Source organism: Vibrio sp. 10N.286.49.B3 (genome assembly GCF_002873395.1).
GTDB lineage: Bacteria > Pseudomonadota > Gammaproteobacteria > Enterobacterales > Vibrionaceae > Vibrio.
The window spans coordinates 44,036-61,049 of the sequence record NZ_MCUV01000002.1 but is presented as its reverse complement, the minus strand read 5'-3'; the positions used below and the strand labels follow the sequence as shown (position 1 = coordinate 61,049).

The 17,014-nt window shown below is 41.9% G+C and carries 17 protein-coding genes; 12 read left to right on the top strand and 5 right to left on the bottom strand.

Annotated elements, in window-relative coordinates; all coding sequences use genetic code 11:
- Nucleotides 1–65: 65 nt before the first annotated feature.
- Nucleotides 66–983 (top strand): 1,4-dihydroxy-2-naphthoate polyprenyltransferase, encoded by a 918-nt coding sequence (locus BCU68_RS02465; RefSeq protein WP_102563224.1) that lies wholly within the window; start codon nucleotides 66–68, stop codon nucleotides 981–983.
- Nucleotides 984–1,060: 77 nt separating this feature from the next.
- Nucleotides 1,061–1,582, top strand: a complete 522-nt coding sequence (rraA, locus tag BCU68_RS02460) for a ribonuclease E activity regulator RraA (RefSeq protein WP_102563223.1) — start codon at nucleotides 1,061–1,063, stop codon at nucleotides 1,580–1,582.
- A gap of 112 nt (nucleotides 1,583–1,694) precedes the next feature.
- Here rraA and zapB read toward each other — a convergent pair whose 3' ends face one another.
- Nucleotides 1,695–1,937 carry a cell division protein ZapB gene (gene zapB, locus BCU68_RS02455; RefSeq protein ID WP_102563222.1) on the bottom strand — a complete coding sequence of 81 codons (243 nt, stop codon included), beginning with the start codon at nucleotides 1,935–1,937 and terminating at the stop codon, nucleotides 1,695–1,697.
- 324 nt (nucleotides 1,938–2,261) lie between these two features.
- On the opposite strand from zapB, the gene glpX reads away from it, so the two are divergent.
- From glpX to tpiA, 4 genes are all read left to right on the top strand, one after another.
- Nucleotides 2,262–3,269, top strand: a complete 1,008-nt coding sequence (gene glpX / locus BCU68_RS02450) for a class II fructose-bisphosphatase (protein WP_102563221.1) — start codon at nucleotides 2,262–2,264, stop codon at nucleotides 3,267–3,269.
- 176 nt (nucleotides 3,270–3,445) lie between these two features.
- The gene (locus tag BCU68_RS02445; protein ID WP_102563220.1) at nucleotides 3,446–4,063 is read left to right on the top strand and encodes a metalloregulator ArsR/SmtB family transcription factor; all 618 of its coding nucleotides are present in this window, start codon (nucleotides 3,446–3,448) and stop codon (nucleotides 4,061–4,063) included.
- Nucleotides 4,064–4,208: 145 nt separating this feature from the next.
- A complete protein-coding gene (locus BCU68_RS02440) occupies nucleotides 4,209–4,544 on the top strand; it encodes a DUF3135 domain-containing protein (RefSeq protein ID WP_102563219.1) in 336 nt (111 codons plus the stop codon).
- Nucleotides 4,545–4,723: 179 nt separating this feature from the next.
- On the top strand, nucleotides 4,724–5,494 hold the full coding sequence (tpiA, locus tag BCU68_RS02435) for a triose-phosphate isomerase (RefSeq protein WP_102563218.1): 771 nt from the start codon (nucleotides 4,724–4,726) through the stop codon (nucleotides 5,492–5,494).
- A gap of 176 nt (nucleotides 5,495–5,670) precedes the next feature.
- On the opposite strand, the gene pfkA is transcribed toward tpiA, so the two are convergent.
- The 3 genes from pfkA to BCU68_RS02420 form a co-directional block, all read right to left on the bottom strand.
- Nucleotides 5,671–6,633, bottom strand: a complete 963-nt coding sequence (gene pfkA / locus BCU68_RS02430; protein WP_102563217.1) for a 6-phosphofructokinase — start codon at nucleotides 6,631–6,633, stop codon at nucleotides 5,671–5,673.
- 278 nt (nucleotides 6,634–6,911) lie between these two features.
- Nucleotides 6,912–7,820, bottom strand: a complete 909-nt coding sequence (gene fieF, locus BCU68_RS02425) for a CDF family cation-efflux transporter FieF (protein ID WP_102563216.1) — start codon at nucleotides 7,818–7,820, stop codon at nucleotides 6,912–6,914.
- 113 nt (nucleotides 7,821–7,933) lie between these two features.
- Nucleotides 7,934–8,437, bottom strand: coding sequence for a CpxP family protein (locus tag BCU68_RS02420; RefSeq protein ID WP_102563215.1), 504 nt, complete (start codon nucleotides 8,435–8,437; stop codon nucleotides 7,934–7,936).
- A 173-nt stretch (nucleotides 8,438–8,610) separates the two neighbouring features.
- Between BCU68_RS02420 and BCU68_RS02415 the strand changes: the two genes are divergently transcribed.
- From BCU68_RS02415 to trmL, 3 genes are all read left to right on the top strand, one after another.
- Complete coding sequence (locus BCU68_RS02415) at nucleotides 8,611–9,315, top strand: response regulator (protein ID WP_102563214.1); 705 nt, start codon at nucleotides 8,611–8,613, stop codon at nucleotides 9,313–9,315.
- Complete coding sequence (gene cpxA, locus BCU68_RS02410; protein WP_102563213.1) at nucleotides 9,315–10,697, top strand: envelope stress sensor histidine kinase CpxA; 1,383 nt, start codon at nucleotides 9,315–9,317, stop codon at nucleotides 10,695–10,697. Before BCU68_RS02415 ends, cpxA begins: the two co-directional genes overlap by 1 nt.
- A 66-nt stretch (nucleotides 10,698–10,763) precedes the next feature.
- A complete protein-coding gene (trmL, locus tag BCU68_RS02405; protein ID WP_102563212.1) occupies nucleotides 10,764–11,240 on the top strand; it encodes a tRNA (uridine(34)/cytosine(34)/5-carboxymethylaminomethyluridine(34)-2'-O)-methyltransferase TrmL in 477 nt (158 codons plus the stop codon).
- 138 nt (nucleotides 11,241–11,378) lie between these two features.
- Here the strand turns inward: trmL and BCU68_RS02400 are convergent, their stop codons facing one another.
- Complete coding sequence (locus BCU68_RS02400) at nucleotides 11,379–11,870, bottom strand: FxsA family protein (protein WP_102563211.1); 492 nt, start codon at nucleotides 11,868–11,870, stop codon at nucleotides 11,379–11,381.
- Nucleotides 11,871–12,158: 288 nt separating this feature from the next.
- On the opposite strand from BCU68_RS02400, the gene aspA reads away from it, so the two are divergent.
- The 3 genes from aspA (at nucleotide 12,159) to BCU68_RS02385 (ending at nucleotide 16,996) form a co-directional block, all read left to right on the top strand.
- Nucleotides 12,159–13,610 (top strand): aspartate ammonia-lyase, encoded by a 1,452-nt coding sequence (aspA, locus tag BCU68_RS02395; RefSeq protein WP_102563210.1) that lies wholly within the window; start codon nucleotides 12,159–12,161, stop codon nucleotides 13,608–13,610.
- A 146-nt stretch (nucleotides 13,611–13,756) separates the two neighbouring features.
- Nucleotides 13,757–15,064: an anaerobic C4-dicarboxylate transporter gene (locus BCU68_RS02390; protein ID WP_102563209.1), complete on the top strand. Its 1,308-nt coding sequence runs from the start codon at nucleotides 13,757–13,759 to the stop codon at nucleotides 15,062–15,064.
- Between the two features lie 123 nt (nucleotides 15,065–15,187).
- A complete protein-coding gene (locus BCU68_RS02385) occupies nucleotides 15,188–16,996 on the top strand; it encodes a protein-disulfide reductase DsbD (RefSeq protein ID WP_102563208.1) in 1,809 nt (602 codons plus the stop codon).
- Nucleotides 16,997–17,014: the final 18 nt, after the last annotated feature.

Below are 17,014 nucleotides of genomic sequence, written 5' to 3'. Positions count from 1 at the left end.
GGCTTTTTTATATTCTTCGATAAAATTGCGTATACTAACCTTTTGCCTGACATTACGAATTTTGCATGAAACAGTCTTTACTTATTTGGCTTGATGCCGCACGCCCAAAAACACTCCCTCTTGCCTTTGCATCGATATTAACGGGGAGTTGTTTAGCCTTTTCTGCCGGCCATGTATCGCTGACGATCACCTTGCTCGCCTTTTTAACCGCGACGCTATTACAGATACTCTCTAACCTTGCTAATGATTATGGTGATACCGCCAAGGGAACCGATAATGATCAGCGTATTGGACCAACTAGAGCAATGCAGTCAGGGGTTGTCAGTCAAAAAACCATGAAACAAGCGATTGGTATCAATATTATTTTTACCATCATATCGGGATTAATTTTAGTTCTTTACGCCCTTAATAACTTACACAGCATTTTAATTTTCATTGCTCTTGGCGTATTAGCAATCATTGCCGCTATCGCCTACACCATGGGAAATAAACCTTATGGTTATGCAGGGTTAGGTGATATATCTGTTTTTTTATTCTTTGGTTTACTCGGCGTATTTGGCACTTACTTTTTACATACTGGCCTTCTTGAGTGGGCTCTTTTGTTGCCTGCTATCGGGTGTGGTTTGTTTGCGGTCGCTGTTCTTAACGTCAATAACATGCGTGATATTGATAATGACACAGAATGTGGCAAAAGAACGGTTGCTGTTCGCCTAGGTACTCACAAGGCGAAAGTTTACCATTGCACTATACTCACCCTTGCCCTTACTTCATTTGCAAGTTACCTACTGATACAGCACATGATCATCGGGGCGATAATCTTTCTTGCTCTTGCGAGCATCCCTGTACTATCACATAGCAAAGCTGTTTGGGGTGCCCAGTCCCCTCATGACATCGCACCTATGATGCCGATTGTGGTGAAATGTGCACTTATTAGTAATTTAGTCTTTGCCGGAGTCGTGATAGCTCAAACTCTGATAAGTTAATCGACTCTTGTCATTGCATTGAGATAAGTGCCCGATATACTGAAAGAAGGTAAAAAATACCAACAAGAAGGTACCCTATGGAATACAACACATCTGCACTGTGTGATGTCTACTTAGATCAAGTTGATGTTGTCGAACCAATGTTTAGTAATTTTGGCGGTCGTGCCTCTTTTGCTGGTCAAATCACAACGATAAAATGCTTTGAAGACAATGCAATGATCCGCTCAACATTAGAGCAAGATGGCAATGGACGAGTTTTATTGATTGATGGTGGTGGTTCATTACGCCGAGCACTCATTGATGCCGATATCGCAGCACTGGCCGAAGATAATGAATGGGAAGGCATTGTGGTTTATGGCAGCGTACGTGAAGTTGATGAACTTGAAGACATGAATATCGGTATTCAAGCATTAGCCTCTATTCCTGTTGGTGCTACACAGCAGAACATCGGTGAAATAGATGTTCCGGTTAATTTTGGCAGTGTTACCTTCTTACCTGAAGATTATATTTACGCGGATAATACCGGTATTATTCTTTCTCAAGAGCCACTCAATATTGAGTTTGATCTTGATGAAAATGGTGAGTTAGAAAGCGAATAAGCACTCACTGATGCGATAATATTTTACGATATTCAATAAAAAACGCCGACAAATCATGTCGGCGCTTTACTATTCGATAGTGATAGAGATCACATAAACATGGAGTAGTAAATTACTCTACTTCATCCATTTTGCCTAATAAGCCGCGGATGCGCTCTTGCCATGCTGCATGCTCTTGTTGCATGTTTTGGTTTGTGCGTTCTAGCGCTTCACGGCTTTGTTGTAGCTCATTAGCTTGAGAAGAAAGCTGTGCTTTCTCTTCTTTTAATTCGTCTACTTCCATCTGTAGCAGAGAAATTGTATCCACTGCAGTTTGAATTTTTGCTTCTAGTTTTTCTAAAATCTCAAAAGACATCTCAGCCTACCTATTTATTTTATCCATGAAGGTGAAGTTGATATCACCAATATTGTTTTATTCTACTCAGCACAGCGCAGATAGACACTCTCTATATTCGATATTGTGGATCATTCGCTCAAAAAGCAACCATTACACAGTATTTAATCATCAATTCGAAGAAAAAAAACAGTTCTTGCGCGTGCACACTAGCAGAAATGCCCTTAGCCTCTCTTCCTTTTATCGCGGATGAGTGAGAAAGGACAATAAAAAAGCAAACGTTTCCTTATGAGTATGGTAAAATCTCGCCGATTTTTTCTATTCCTCTCATTCTTTGGAGTCAGCATGAAACGCGATTTAGCAATGTCCTTTTCTCGAGTAACTGAAGGTGCTGCATTAGCAGGCTATAAATGGCTTGGTCGTGGTGATAAAATTGCCGCCGACGGTGCTGCGGTTACTGTAATGCGTAGCCTATTAAACAAAACCGAAATTAGCGGTGAGATCGTAATAGGTGAAGGTGAGATTGATGATGCACCTATGCTGTATATCGGAGAGAATGTCGGTGTGGGTGGTGATGCTGTAGATATCGCTGTCGACCCAATCGAAGGAACACGCATGACGGCAATGGGTCAATCTAATGCATTAGCTGTATTAGCCGCAGGCGAAAAAGGTAGCTTCTTAAAAGCACCTGATATGTATATGGAAAAACTAGTGGTAGGCCCTGGTGCGAAAGGCGCTATTGACCTAGCACTACCACTAGAAGATAACCTAAAAAATATCGCTCAAGCACTAGGGAAAAGCCTAGATACCTTAGTAGTGACGACACTGGCTAAACCTCGCCATGATGCTGTTATTGCCATGATGCAAACAATGGGTGTACGTGTATTTGCTGTGCCAGACGGTGATGTTGCGGCTTCTATCCTAACCTGCATGCCAGATAGTGAAGTTGATGTGATGTACTGTATTGGTGGCGCACCTGAGGGTGTGGTATCTGCTGCTGTTATTCGCGCTTTAGATGGTGACATGCAAGCGCGCTTATTAGCACGTCACGATGTAAAAGGTGATACAGAAGAAAACCGTGCACACAGCAAACTAGAACTTGAACGCTGTAAAGAGATGGGCGTTGAAACTAACGTTATCTTAAAAATGGATGACATGGCTCGCAGTGATAATGTTGTTTTTGCCGCAACGGGCATCACTAAAGGTGATCTTCTTGAAGGTATTACTCGCAACGGCAATATTGCTACCACCGAAACTCTACTCATCCGTGGTCGCTGCCGTACGATTCGTCGTATTAAATCGATTCACTACCTAGAGCGTAAAGATGATGAAGTTCGTGATTTAATTCTTTAAAGAAACAATAAACTGAACTGACTTTTTAAGGCTGGTATATTTACCAGCCTTTTTTATACCTGACATTAATATAAACAAAATTATAAGATAACTGTCCATTCGAAAAATTAGTAATGTATTTGCTTTATAAAAGAGTTGTTCCATAATAATAAACAATCAAAAAAAGCAGATCTCACATGAAAACGACCCAAAAGATAATTCAAATAATTAAACGTAATGGTGAAGTAACAGCCAGAGAGCTTGCCGAACAATTTGATATGACAACCATGGGTGCACGCCAACATCTACAGACTTTACAAGATGATGGCATTCTTGATTTTCATGATATCAAAGTAAAAGTAGGACGCCCCACTCGTCACTGGTGCTTAACCGAAAAAGGTCACCAACAATTTTCCGATCGCCATGGTGAACTTACCATACAAATAATGAGTGCTGTTGAAGAGTTATTTGGCTGTGAAGGAATGGAAAAAGTCGCAGCGGAAAGAGAAAGTAACACTCTTATCTCTTATCAAGCCACTCTCGAAAACTGCCATTCTCTTGAAGAAAAGTTGCATGCATTAACACAACTAAGGCGAGATGAAGGCTACATGGCTGAACTACAAGCAAATGCCAATGGCTATCTCTTTATCGAGAATCACTGCCCGATTTGTAAAGCAGCCACACACTGCCCAAGCCTATGCCAATCAGAGCTTTCTGTCTTTCAGCAGCTACTCGCAACATACGCTAACGTAGCACGAGAAGAGCATATCATCTTAGGGCAACGACGCTGTACTTATCGTATTACCCCTCTTTAATTTCGCAGGAGAAATGACTTAAACTATCTCATAAGTGAGAATATACGTTATTTTTTATTTGCTCTGCTGCCCAAACCCACAAAAGTGGACGATATTTAAACGATGGAAGTTAAATGTTGCCACTTAGACAGTGAGGTTAAGGAAGATGGAAGAACAAAAATACCAATTAGAACTCCCTCCATTTGATGAACTGGTTCAATTGGCTAAGGACAATCCTGATAAATTTATCCAATTAAAACAAAAGATGTGCAATGAAGTCATTGCCTCGGCCTCCGACTCAATGCAAGATCGCTTGAAAGCACAACAATCCCATTTAGACCTTGTGCTTAGTCGCTGTAAAAACCCAATCCATGCCAATATAGTATTAAGACGTGAACTTTACCTACAGTTAGCTAAGTTTAGCCAAGCACTGCTCTTAACATCACCACCTAACCCACCAACGGATGCGGCTGTAATTGATTTTCAATGTCGTAAAAAATAATCATAAAGCTTGATACACACTTGCTTTGAAAATTTAACTTGCAGTGAGCAAACCTCCAATCAACAAATATTCTCCATGGCATTTAGATGTGACGCATATCATGGTTTGTCAGCTTTAATCTGTTATATTCTTACGTAATTAAGTTTATTTTTTTATTTTTTATTTTTGGAGATATTCCTATGCGTCATCCTGTAGTTATGGGTAACTGGAAACTAAACGGCAGCAAAGAAATGGTTGTTGCTCTACTAAACGGTCTTAACGCTGAACTTGAAGGCGTAACAGGCGTAGACGTAGCAGTTGCTCCACCAGCACTTTTCGTTGATCTTGCAGAGCGTACGCTTACTGAAGCTGGCAGCGCGATCATCCTAGGTGCTCAAAACTCTGACCTAAACAACAGCGGTGCATTCACTGGCGACATGTCTCCAGCAATGCTTAAAGAGTTCGGCGCATCTCACATTATCATTGGTCACTCTGAGCGTCGTGAATACCACAACGAATCAGATGAATTTGTTGCTAAGAAATTCGCATTCCTAAAAGAGAATGGTCTAACGCCAGTTCTTTGTATCGGTGAATCTGAAGCACAAAACGAAGCAGGCGAAACTGTTGCTGTATGTGCACGTCAACTTGACGCTGTTATCAACACTCAAGGTGTTGAAGCTCTTGAAGGCGCTATCATCGCTTACGAACCAATCTGGGCTATCGGTACTGGTAAAGCAGCAACTGCTGAAGATGCACAACGCATCCACGCTCAAATCCGTGCACACATTGCAGAGAAATCTGAAGACGTTGCTAAGAAAGTAGTTATCCAATACGGCGGTTCTGTTAAACCAGAAAACGCAGCAGCTTACTTCGCACAACCAGACATCGACGGCGCTCTTGTTGGCGGTGCTGCTCTAGATGCGAAAAGCTTTGCAGCTATCGCTAAAGCAGCAGCTGTTGCTAAAGCGTAATCATTTAATATAAATAAGCTTTCTATTGAATAAAGGTCAGCAAATTCGCTGGCCTTTTTGCTGTCTGAACCACAGCTATACCAATCGTAGTCACGACCTGAAATTATATTTAGGCAATAAAAAACCGCTAACAATAGCGGCTTTAATTTTATAATACCTAAAGAGGATTATTCGATTTAGAACAACTCTTCTGCCACAGCGTAAAGATCTTTACGTACTGGACGCTTCATATTTTCAATCGCATCAATAATGTCGTGATGTACTAGCTCTTCTTTCTGAATGCCAACACAACGACCACCATGCCCTTCCATAAGAAGATGCACTGCAAAGTTACCCATACGCGATGCTAATACGCGGTCAAATGCCGTTGGACGACCACCACGCTGAATGTGACCCAGTACTGTCGCTCGAGTTTCACGACCAGTGCTCATTTCAATATCTTTCGCTAATTCATTGGCATCCATCATCAATTCAGTCAAAGCAATAATGGCATGCTTCTTACCTTTTTTGATGCCTTCTTCTAGACTGTCAATGAGTTGCTGTTTATTTAAACCTGTCTCAGGGGTGATAATGTATTCACAACCACCCGCTATTGCTGACATCAAGGTTAAATCACCACAGTGACGCCCCATGATTTCAACAATTGAAATACGCTGGTGAGAAGATGAAGTATCACGCAGGCGATCTATCGCATCAATAACTGTATTTAGTGCTGTTAAATAACCAATAGTGTAATCAGTGCCAGCAATATCGTTATCAATCGTGCCTGGCAAACCAATACATGGGTATCCCATTTCTGTTAGCTTCTTGGCGCCCATATAAGAACCATCACCACCGATAACCACTAAAGCTTCAATGCCATGCTTCTCTAGGTTTTCAATACCTTTTTGACGAACTTCAACATCTTTAAATTCAGGGAAACGTGCAGAACCTAGAAATGTACCACCGCGGTTGATTACGTCCGATACACTTGAACGATCAAGCTTTTCAATACGATCTTCAACAAGACCTAGGTAGCCATCATAGATACCGTAAACTTCGATACCTACTGATAACGCAGTGCGAACAACACCGCGAACTGCTGCGTTCATACCTGGTGCATCACCACCACTTGTTAAAACACCAATTTTCTTAATCATGCTCACCCTCGATTTCTATAAATCAGATACTAATCATCTAAAACAGGCCACTCAAAAATGTCAGCCTAAAATAATATTTATATTTTCCGTGGTACATTTAAAACAGGAGTACCACAAAACTTACATAACAACGTGTAAATTTTCTACTTGTGTAAGAGTATTACAGTTTTACCTGATCGCTTAGTTGATTCATATCAGAATCACTATATTTGCCTACTCACTTCTCAGTTTTTTTCTTTGATGAGCCTGAATGAGTCAACTTTCAAGCCAGCAAAGACTCACCACTCTCGCTGCTTTTGCTCTTTTTCTAAATCAAAAACAACTGAATAAGGATCTTGATGTATTAATATGTCGGCATGATGAAAGGTGGCAATTAAATCGGCTTCCACCTGATCCGAAATTTGGTGCGCTTCAATGAGGGGAATATGATCATCAAGTTCCAAGTGCAATTGAATAAATCGTGTTGCTCCTGCCATACGAGTTCTTAACTGATGCACACCTAACACCCCATCCACAGCAAGGGATATTTGGCGAATGATCTCAAGATCCTCTTCCGGAAGTTGTCGATCTAATAGCGCTTGAACCGCTTCTTGTGCCATATGATAAGCACTATATAAAATATAAAGCCCTATCCCGATAGCAAAAACGGCATCAGCCTGACCAACACCGATCCAACTTAAACCAAGCGCTAAAATAATGGCGGCATTCATATATAAATCACTTTTGTAATGTAATGAGTCCGCAGCGATCGCTTGGCTACCCGTTTTTTTAACGACATATTGCTGAAAACGAACCAATGCAAAAGTGACAAAAAGAGCAAATAAGCTGACATAAATGCCATATTCAGGAGAGGTCAGCTCACTAGGGCGAAAGAAGCGATCAACACCGTTTAAGATAAGAAAAAAAGCCGAACCGGAAATAAACATCGATTGAGCAAGAGCGGCGAGAGATTCCGCCTTACCATGACCAAAAGTGTGTTCCTTATCCGCTGGTTGTAAGGCGTAACGTACAACCATTAAATTAACCCCGGAAGCGGCAAGGTCGAGTAATGAGTCAACCAGAGAGGCCAATAAACTCACTGAACCGGTTATCCACCATGCCACGATTTTTACCATCAGCAAAATAATCGCGACCACAGTCGCCGCCCAAGCCGCCCTTGAAACTAAACGTGCATATTCTGTTTTCATAATCCATTAAAAACTAACCATCTTCATTTAAGTATAACCAAGTCACGCTATTGTGCTGATAAAACGACAAAAGCGACCCTAAGGCCGCTTTGGTATTAAAATAAGAGAGATAATTACTTATCTTGCATGCGCTTGTTCTTTTTTTCCATACACTTAGTCATGCGCTGTTCCGATAGCTCTTTGAATGCTTCTTTTTGCTCTGCAGTTAGTACACTCAATTTTTCATGTTGCTTTTTCAATGTCGCTACACGACGCTCAGATTGCTGTTCTACCATCTGTTGAGCTAACTGATTTGCTGCCGCTTCATCAAAGCTATCAGCTAAAACCAACTCTTGTGCTTGAAGGTGTTGAGCCTGCTTGCCTGCTTGCATTTGTGCTTTCTTTGCCGTGCGTTGTGCTTTCATTTCCTCACGGTCAGCTTTTTTCATCTCTTTAAGCTGTTCTTTTTGTGCGTCGGTTAAATCTAGCTTTTTCATAATGCCTTGATCAAAACCACCACATTTACCCTGAGGACCTTTATTTTGAGATTTACCACCATTGTTTGCAAATGCGCTTACTGAGCCTAAAGTAAGTGGTAAAACAACAGCTGCTAATACTAATTTTTTGAAGGTTTTCATAAGATGTTCCTTAATAGATTGGTTAATTAAGCGCTGTTCTTCAGCGGTTGAGTATAGAATAGAGGCTGGGCGGTAAAGTGGTGTATAGAGAGCGTAAAGAATCGTAAAGATAACAAAGTAGTGCTGATTTAAACGTAAACTCTATTATAGACAATAAAAATAAAGAGGCTGACATGGCAAATATTCTTATCATTGATGATGACACTGAACTGACAGGGTTACTTAAAGACATCCTAAGCTATGAAGGCTTTGAAGTATCCGAAGCAAATGATGGATTCTCTGGGTTAGAAGCGATTAATGACAGCATCGATCTCATTTTACTTGATGTCATGATGCCGAAACTCAATGGCATGGAAACGCTTAAACGCCTAAGAGAAGAATGGCAGACACCCGTTCTAATGCTCACCGCAAAAGGGGAAGAGATCGATAGAGTCATTGGCTTAGAGCTTGGCGCTGATGATTACCTACCAAAACCATTTAGCGATCGTGAACTGCTAGCGCGCATTAAAGCTATCTTGCGCCGTAGTGCTCTTAATGAAAAGAATAGTCAAAATCAAACGACTAAAGGCAGCGATGCTATTAGCTACCAAGGCATTACTATCTATCCAGGCAAGCAAGAAGCCTATCATGAAGAACAATTAATCGATTTAACGACCACGGAATTTTCACTGCTCAGCTTTTTTATTCAGCACCCAGGCGAAATCGTCACGAAAGAAACATTAAGCCTTGATGTACTCGGTAAGCGATTAACGGCTTTTGATCGTGCGATTGATATGCATGTCTCTAATCTACGAAAAAAACTGCCTATGCGAGCAGATGATAAACCGAGAATTAAAACACTACGTGGTCGTGGCTACTTATTGGTGGAGGAAGACTAATGCGGACGGCTTTTCCCTATATAAGAAGCTTGTATGGGCGCATTTTTGCCATTTTCTGGTTTACGATGCTATTGGTTCTGTTAGCGGTATTAACCTTACCTCACCTGGATCCACGCGAGGTAAGATCGATCTCACCTGGTTATCTAAATCAGTTGGATCAGCTTACCCAGCGCCTCGTTAAGCAATCGAATAAAGAAGACAACTTAGGTCGTCTTATTTTTAAACTTGATGATCAGTCTAATTCTCAAAAAGGTCGTCCCCAGTACTTTTTAACTGACTTAGAAGATAATATCTTAACTTCTCGCAAGGCAAATGACTCACGAATAAGAATCTTACAACACTTTATTTCAAGCTCAAATGGTCTATCGGAGCCAAAGCAAAAACTTTATGGTCGTCATATGCTTGCTGGCCCTTTACCTGTGACTCTAGCTGAGCAGAAGCTGAATCTTTATATCAGTACAAAATGGGATCGCCCTTCCCCTATTTTGTTACGTTTATTTGATAAACCTTTCCAGTTACTGCTTGTGGTTATGATTGTCAGTACACCATTGCTCTTATGGCTCGCTTGGGCATTAAGTCAACCAGCTCGCAAACTAGAGAAAGCCGCACAAAGAGTCGCAAAGGGTGAATTTATTGCGGATCCTGATCTTGAAAAAGGCACCAGTGAATTTAGACAAGCTGGAGCCAGCTTTAACCAAATGGTGCTTGCTGTAAATCAGATGATGTCCTCTCAACAGCGATTACTCTCTGATATTTCACATGAGTTGCGCTCACCATTAACTCGATTAAGAATGGCAAACGCCCTCGCAACACGTAAGCAAGGCGAAAGTAATGAACTGACGCGCATTGATACTGAAGCGCAGCGTTTAGAACAAATGATCGCAGAATTACTGACACTTTCTCATATGCAAGTTGATAGTCACCTCAGTCGAGAGAAGCAACCGCTATCAAGCTTATGGGAAGATATATTGCAAGATGCCGAGTTTGAAGCTGAGCAAATGAAAAAAGTGCTCACTTACTCAGCTATTCCAGAACAGTCTCTTTTTGGTAATCCTAAACTACTGATGAGTGCGCTAGAAAATATTATTCGTAATGCGATATCTTACGGTCATAGCACTATTCAAGTTCAATTCACGGTTAACCAGAAAATGTTAACAGTGACCGTTGAAGATGACGGTGATGGCGTACCCGAAAATGAACTTAACGACATTTTCCGTCCATTTTATCGAGTATCCACAGCGCGAGATCGCCACAGTGGAGGCACTGGGCTGGGTTTAGCGATTACAGAAAGTGCTATTCGTCAGCATAATGGCTCAATTGTCGCTTCACGCAGTGCTTTAGGCGGGCTAAAAATGACACTTTGCTTGCCACTCAGTGACTAATGACAAAGGGAGTAATATACTCCCTTTACTTCCTATATTTCGACTGCTTAAGAGACTACAAGCCCTATGTTTGATATTGCGTTGTTTGAACCAGAAATCGCCCCTAACACAGGGAATATTATCCGCCTCTGTGCAAACTGTGGTGCTAACCTACACTTGATTGAACCATTAGGCTTTGATTTAGAAGAAAAGAAAGTACGTAGAGCGGGATTAGACTACCATGATCTTGCCCGAGTTAAGCGCCATGCAAATCTAGAAGCCTTTATGGAATACCTAGAGCAGCGTGAAGGCGAATCGCGTATTTTTGCCTGCACCACAAAAACAACCGGTCATCATGTGGATGCTAAATTTCAAGACGGTGATGTATTGATGTTTGGACCTGAAACACGCGGTCTACCTGCTGAATTTATTGACAGCATGCCAATGGAGCAGCGTATTCGTATCCCAATGATGGCAGATAGCCGTAGCTTAAATCTATCGAACGCTGTCGCTATTATCGCTTTTGAAGCATGGCGTCAAATGGACTTTGATGGCGCAATCTAAGCCAAATTCTGTCAACTCATGTGTGCGAGTCACATAGGTATTTAGTATTACCTTGCGTTGAGGTAATAAAAAAAGCGTTTGAAATTCACCTTTAATAAGATGGCTTCAAACGCTTTTTCTTTGTTAGGCAGTTATTGATTAGCCGAGACGATTATTATCGTTGTCATCTTTACGCTGAAACTCACCTTCAAACGTATCGCCATTAGTTGAATCGTTTTGACCAAATGGGTTATGCCCCCCTTGATGAAAACCGTGCTGCTGAAAACCTGCGCCGCTAACGACCATTTTTTCCATCAGCTTTTTAGCAATCATGCCTCGAGTCGTTGGTAGTAAAACCAACATACCTAACGCATCGGTCATAAAGCCTGGAGTTAATAGTAAAACCCCAGCGATAGCGAGCATGACACCTTCAACGATTTGCTGCGCTGGCAACTCACCTTGTTGCAAACGAGTCTGCACTGACATCAGAGTTTGTAAACCTTGGCTACGAACTAAAGAAGCCCCAACAAAGGCTGTAATTAGCACTAGACTTATCGTAGGCCATAGCCCAAGAAAACCACCAAGCTGAATAAATAATCCAATTTCTATAATTGGTACAAAAATGAATAGGAGCAATAAAATAGGCAATATACGCCCTCCTTTTTTTTGTTTAGTGTATGCGGATGGCAGCTAAAGCTCAAATGAAACCTGTAAGAATCCATGTCCAGTATCAATCTCTATTTTAAGTACTTTTATATCAATAAGACAAAACTCAAAAAGGTGACCAAGCTACTATTTATATGAATCAAGACCCAGTATCATGTGCTACATAAGTCAGGACGGATTTTATAGTTACACGCTTTAATGAATGGATTCATTTGCCCCATAAACAATACAACTAATCCCAAATTAACAGCATGATTAACTAAGGGTTCGCCAATGATTACTAATAATGATTTTCAGACTCAACACAGCGCAGCCACTCGCATTGAAGAAGATTTACTTGGTCAACGTCATGTTCCGGCTGATGCCTATTACGGCATACATACGTTACGCGCTATCGAAAACTTCAACATTTCCAATGTCACCATCTCTGATGTACCCGAATTTGTTCGCGGTATGGTTATGACAAAAAAAGCGGCAACCCTTGCCAATAAAGAACTCGGCGTCCTGCCTAATGACATCTCTCAATACATTATTGATGCCTGCGATCTTATTTTAGATACCGGAAAGTGCATGGACCAATTTCCATCGGATGTTTTCCAGGGTGGTGCCGGTACTTCTGTCAACATGAATGCCAACGAGGTAATAGCCAACGTCGCACTAGAGTTGATGGGCAAAGAGAAGGGTCAATATGAGTTCATTAACCCCAACGATCATGTCAATAAAAGCCAATCGACCAACTGTGCTTATCCGACAGGGTTTCGTATCGCTGTTTATAATAGCTTGCAGAAACTCACCTCTTCAATTGAGTATCTAAAAGGTGGCTTTGAACTAAAGAGTCATGAATTTAGCCAAGTATTGAAAATGGGGCGCACTCAATTACAAGATGCCGTACCAATGACTGTCGGCCAAGAATTTCGTGCATGGGCTGTCACTTTAAATGAAGAAATTAAAAATATTGACTACACTTCAAAACTATTACTCGAAGTAAATATCGGTGCAACAGCCATTGGAACAGGTTTAAATGCCGCTGAGGGTTACCAAGCACTAGCAGTAAAACACCTTGCTCAAGTGACCAATTTAGACTGTACTCCGGCTGAGGATTTAATTGAAGCCACGTCAGACTGTGGCGCTTATGTAATGATTCACAGCGCACTAAAACGTCTAGCGGTAAAAATGTCTAAGATTTGCAATGACTTGCGCCTACTTTCTTCTGGCCCTAGAACGGGATTAAATGAACTAAACCTGCCAGAACTGCAAGCGGGATCATCCATTATGCCGGCAAAAGTCAACCCTGTGGTTCCTGAGGTGGTTAACCAAGTTTGCTTTAAAGTACTAGGCAACGACAATACCATTTCATTTGCTGCCGAGGGCGGGCAACTGCAACTGAACGTTATGGAACCTGTGATTGCGCAAAGTATGTTTGAATCACTAGATATTTTAACTAACGCATGTGTTAACTTACGCGACAAATGTATTGGTGGCATCACAGTCAATAAAGAAGTCTGTGAAGGACACGTGTTTAACTCTATCGGTATCGTCACTTATTTAAACCCATACATTGGTCACCATGAGGGTGATATTGTTGGTAAAATTTGTGCAGAGACAGGAAAAAGCGTCCGCGAGGTTGTCTTAGAGCGAGGTTTACTCACTGAAGATGAACTCGATGATATTTTCTCGGTAGAGAACTTAATGAACCCCCAATACAAAGGGAAGCGTTACCAATAAAATCATAAAGGGTCCCATTTGGGACCTTTTTTGACAAAAAATACACCCACTATAAAGGACTAGGTGGTTATTTAATTTTCAATAACCATACATTACTGAACGACTATTTAAGGATGTGACCAGTAATAAAATAAATGAGGTTTCACATGATCGCGGTTGAACTATTTGTTGTACTGCTGTTTATTTACTTAGGGGCAAGGATCGGAGGCATCGGTATCGGTTTTGCTGGTGGTGCTGGTGTTATTGTTCTGTCTCTTCTACTTGGTGTACCAACAAGCCAAAGTTTTATCCCTGTTGATGTTATATTAATTATTATGTCCGTTATCACCGCGATTGCTGCTATGCAAATTGCTGGCGGTATGGATTGGTTAGTACAAATTGCTGAAAACTTTTTGCGCAAACACCCGGAACGCATCACCTTCTATGCGCCTATCGTTACCTACGTTATGACGTTAATGGCAGGAACTGGACATACGGCCTTTTCAACGCTACCGGTTATTGCTGAAGTTGCTAAAGGACAAGGCGTGCGTCCATCACGACCTTTATCTATCGCTGTGATTGCTTCTCAAATCGCTATCACTGCATCTCCTATCTCCGCAGCCGTTGTTGCTTTTGCTGCTATGTTGACTCCTTTTGGCGTTGATTACCTCACTTTACTAGCAGTCTGTATTCCGACAACCTTTATCGCTTGTATGGCAGGGGCATTTGTCGCTAACTTTATGGGTTGTGAGCTAAAAGACGATCCTGTTTACCAAGAGCGTTTAGAAAAAGGACTGGTTAAGCAAACGACTGAAGCACAACAGACTATTCCCGCCAGCGCTAAGAAGGCAACCTACATCTTCTTAACTGCGATAATTTTTGTCGTTTGTTACGCTGCGGCTATTTCAGATTCTATTGGCTTAATTGACAACCCAACACTGGGCAGAAATGAAGCGATCATGTCGGTGATGCTCACCGCCGCTGCTGCGATTGTTTTCTTCACTAAAATTGACGCCTCTAAGATTGCTTCAGCGCCAACTTTCCGCTCTGGTATGACAGCATGTATCTGTGTTCTTGGTGTCGCCTGGTTAGGCTCTACTTTTGTGAATGCTCACGTTGATGGTATTAAAGAGGTCGCTTCTGCTTTATTGGCAGATTACCCGTGGATGCTTGCTCTGATCCTCTTCTTTGCTTCAATGCTATTGTATTCACAAGGTGCAACAACGGTTGCGCTAATGCCAGCTGCACTAGCTATTGGGGTTGCTCCACTTACAGCGGTTGCTTCTTTTGCTGCAGTTAGTGCTCTATTTGTATTGCCAACTTACCCAACTCTACTTGCTGCGGTTGAAATGGATGATACGGGCTCAACACGCATTGGTAGCTACGTATTTAACCACCCATTCTTTATTCCTGGTGTGGTGACTATCTCTACCTCCGTTACGCTAGCTTTTGTTTTTGGCGGGTTACTTATCTAGTTTCCCTACCAACAGAAAAAGGAAGCGAACGCTTCCTTTTTTTATCAATTTGAAACTTATCTCCCAATCAACGGGTCTGATTGAGTTAAGATGTACTTAATCCAATATTGACGAACTTTATCTATGCGCACTTTTTTCTATCTACTTCTGCTTGGACTCTTTTCTGTCTCCTCGCCAGCTCTAGCTCTGTTTAGTAATAGCAGTCAAAATGTTACGCTTGGCAGTAATAACCACGCTTTTGTCACTGTTGATAAAGCTTTCCCACTCCAGCACTATCAAGACAGCCATCAAGTGCTACTCGACTGGCAGATAAAAGAGGGGTACTACCTTTATCAAGATAGGATGAGTTTTACTGCAGAAAATGTTCAGATTGATGCGATAGATATGCCTGATGGGCAACCTTACCATGATGAGTTCTTTGGTGATGTACATATCTATACTCAACCTCTTCTCGCTGAAATATCCCTGCGCGACTTCCAAGATGGGGCCAAATTAATTGTTCAATATCAAGGCTGTGCTAAGTCTGGCTTTTGTTACCCACCAGAAACGCGCATCATTGATGTTCACTCTTTTCATTCTGTTGACCCATCGGCAGCAAATAGCCAAGCCAAAATATCCAAGCCGGCACCAGCTAGTATTGAAAAACAACCAGCCACACCAGAGCCATCAGCATCCAGTGACGTCACTCTTGCCGATAAAATTGATCAACACTGGTGGACACCGCTGCTCTTTTTAGCTTTAGGTATTGGGCTTGCTTTTACGCCTTGCGTACTACCTATGTACCCAATCTTAACCGGTATCGTGCTCGGTAGTGGTAAACTGAGTCCGCGTCGAGCATTTACCTTAGCGATGATTTACGTACAAGGCATGGCGCTAACGTACACTTTACTAGGGTTAGTGGTTGCTTCTGCTGGTATGCAATTTCAAGCTGCGATGCAACATCCGTATATTTTAGCGGGCCTAAGTGTGCTATTTGTTGTCTTAGCCATGTCGATGTTTGGCGTCTATAACTTACAACTTCCTAGCCAATTACAAACACGCTTAAACCAATGGAGCAATCAACAAAAGGGCGGCAATACTCTAGGCGTCTTTATTATGGGGGCAATTTCAGGGCTTGTATGCTCTCCTTGCACGACGGCACCTCTATCTGGCGCTCTGCTGTATGTCGCTCAAAGTGGGGATGTCTTCACGGGCGCAATTACACTTTATGCGCTGGCTATTGGTATGGGTATTCCACTGATTTTGGTCGCCGTTTTTGGCAATAAACTGCTGCCAAAAGCCGGCGGATGGATGGAGAAAGTAAAGATTGTCTTTGGCTTTATCCTCCTTGCTGCCCCTATTTTTCTTCTCGAGAGATTGTTACCACCTATCTGGATAACCGGGTTATGGGCAGCACTGGGCGTGGTTGCTTTTGGGTGGTTATATCATGCAAAAAATGCCCTCCAATTTGGTGGTTGGAAACAAAGTGTCGTTGGTATTATTGCTATTTTAGGGCTATTTGCTTCAATGCAACCGCTGCTCACATTATGGTTAAACCCAACCGAGCACAGTGTGAATTCATCGATTGAGGTCGACTTTATTCAGATAAAAACCGTTGAAGATTTACAACAGCAACTGCAACTTGCACAAGAGAGCAATCAGCCTGTTATGCTCGATTTCTATGCCGACTGGTGCGTGGCGTGCAAAGAGTTTGAAAAGTACACTTTCCATCACCCGGACGTCGCAAAGCAATTATCTGGATTTGTGTTACTACAGGCGGATGTCACCAAAAACCTACCACAAGATATTCGTTTATTAGAGCATCTGCGTGTTCTTGGGTTACCAACTATTGAGTTTTGGTCTGCCACCGGTGAGCATTTACCAAACGCTAGAATTGCTGGTTTTATGCAAGCTGAACCCTTTCTAAATCACCTCAATAATCACTACGAGTAATCGCGCCCCCTCAACCGA

Excerpts from the sequence above, each read along its gene's own strand:
- BCU68_RS02465 (WP_102563224.1), top strand. The coding sequence starts at position 66 with ATGAAACAGTCTTTACTTATTTGGCTTGATGCCGCACGCCCAAAAACA.
- rraA (WP_102563223.1), top strand. The coding sequence starts at position 1,061 with ATGGAATACAACACATCTGCACTGTGTGATGTCTACTTAGATCAAGTT.
- zapB (WP_102563222.1), bottom strand. The coding sequence starts at position 1,937 with ATGTCTTTTGAGATTTTAGAAAAACTAGAAGCAAAAATTCAAACTGCA.
- glpX (WP_102563221.1), top strand. The coding sequence starts at position 2,262 with ATGAAACGCGATTTAGCAATGTCCTTTTCTCGAGTAACTGAAGGTGCT.
- BCU68_RS02445 (WP_102563220.1), top strand. The coding sequence starts at position 3,446 with ATGAAAACGACCCAAAAGATAATTCAAATAATTAAACGTAATGGTGAA.
- BCU68_RS02440 (WP_102563219.1), top strand. The coding sequence starts at position 4,209 with ATGGAAGAACAAAAATACCAATTAGAACTCCCTCCATTTGATGAACTG.
- tpiA (WP_102563218.1), top strand. The coding sequence starts at position 4,724 with ATGCGTCATCCTGTAGTTATGGGTAACTGGAAACTAAACGGCAGCAAA.
- pfkA (WP_102563217.1), bottom strand. The coding sequence starts at position 6,633 with ATGATTAAGAAAATTGGTGTTTTAACAAGTGGTGGTGATGCACCAGGT.
- fieF (WP_102563216.1), bottom strand. The coding sequence starts at position 7,820 with ATGAAAACAGAATATGCACGTTTAGTTTCAAGGGCGGCTTGGGCGGCG.
- BCU68_RS02420 (WP_102563215.1), bottom strand. The coding sequence starts at position 8,437 with ATGAAAACCTTCAAAAAATTAGTATTAGCAGCTGTTGTTTTACCACTT.
- BCU68_RS02415 (WP_102563214.1), top strand. The coding sequence starts at position 8,611 with ATGGCAAATATTCTTATCATTGATGATGACACTGAACTGACAGGGTTA.
- cpxA (WP_102563213.1), top strand. The coding sequence starts at position 9,315 with ATGCGGACGGCTTTTCCCTATATAAGAAGCTTGTATGGGCGCATTTTT.
- trmL (WP_102563212.1), top strand. The coding sequence starts at position 10,764 with ATGTTTGATATTGCGTTGTTTGAACCAGAAATCGCCCCTAACACAGGG.
- aspA (WP_102563210.1), top strand. The coding sequence starts at position 12,159 with ATGATTACTAATAATGATTTTCAGACTCAACACAGCGCAGCCACTCGC.
- BCU68_RS02390 (WP_102563209.1), top strand. The coding sequence starts at position 13,757 with ATGATCGCGGTTGAACTATTTGTTGTACTGCTGTTTATTTACTTAGGG.
- BCU68_RS02385 (WP_102563208.1), top strand. The coding sequence starts at position 15,188 with ATGCGCACTTTTTTCTATCTACTTCTGCTTGGACTCTTTTCTGTCTCC.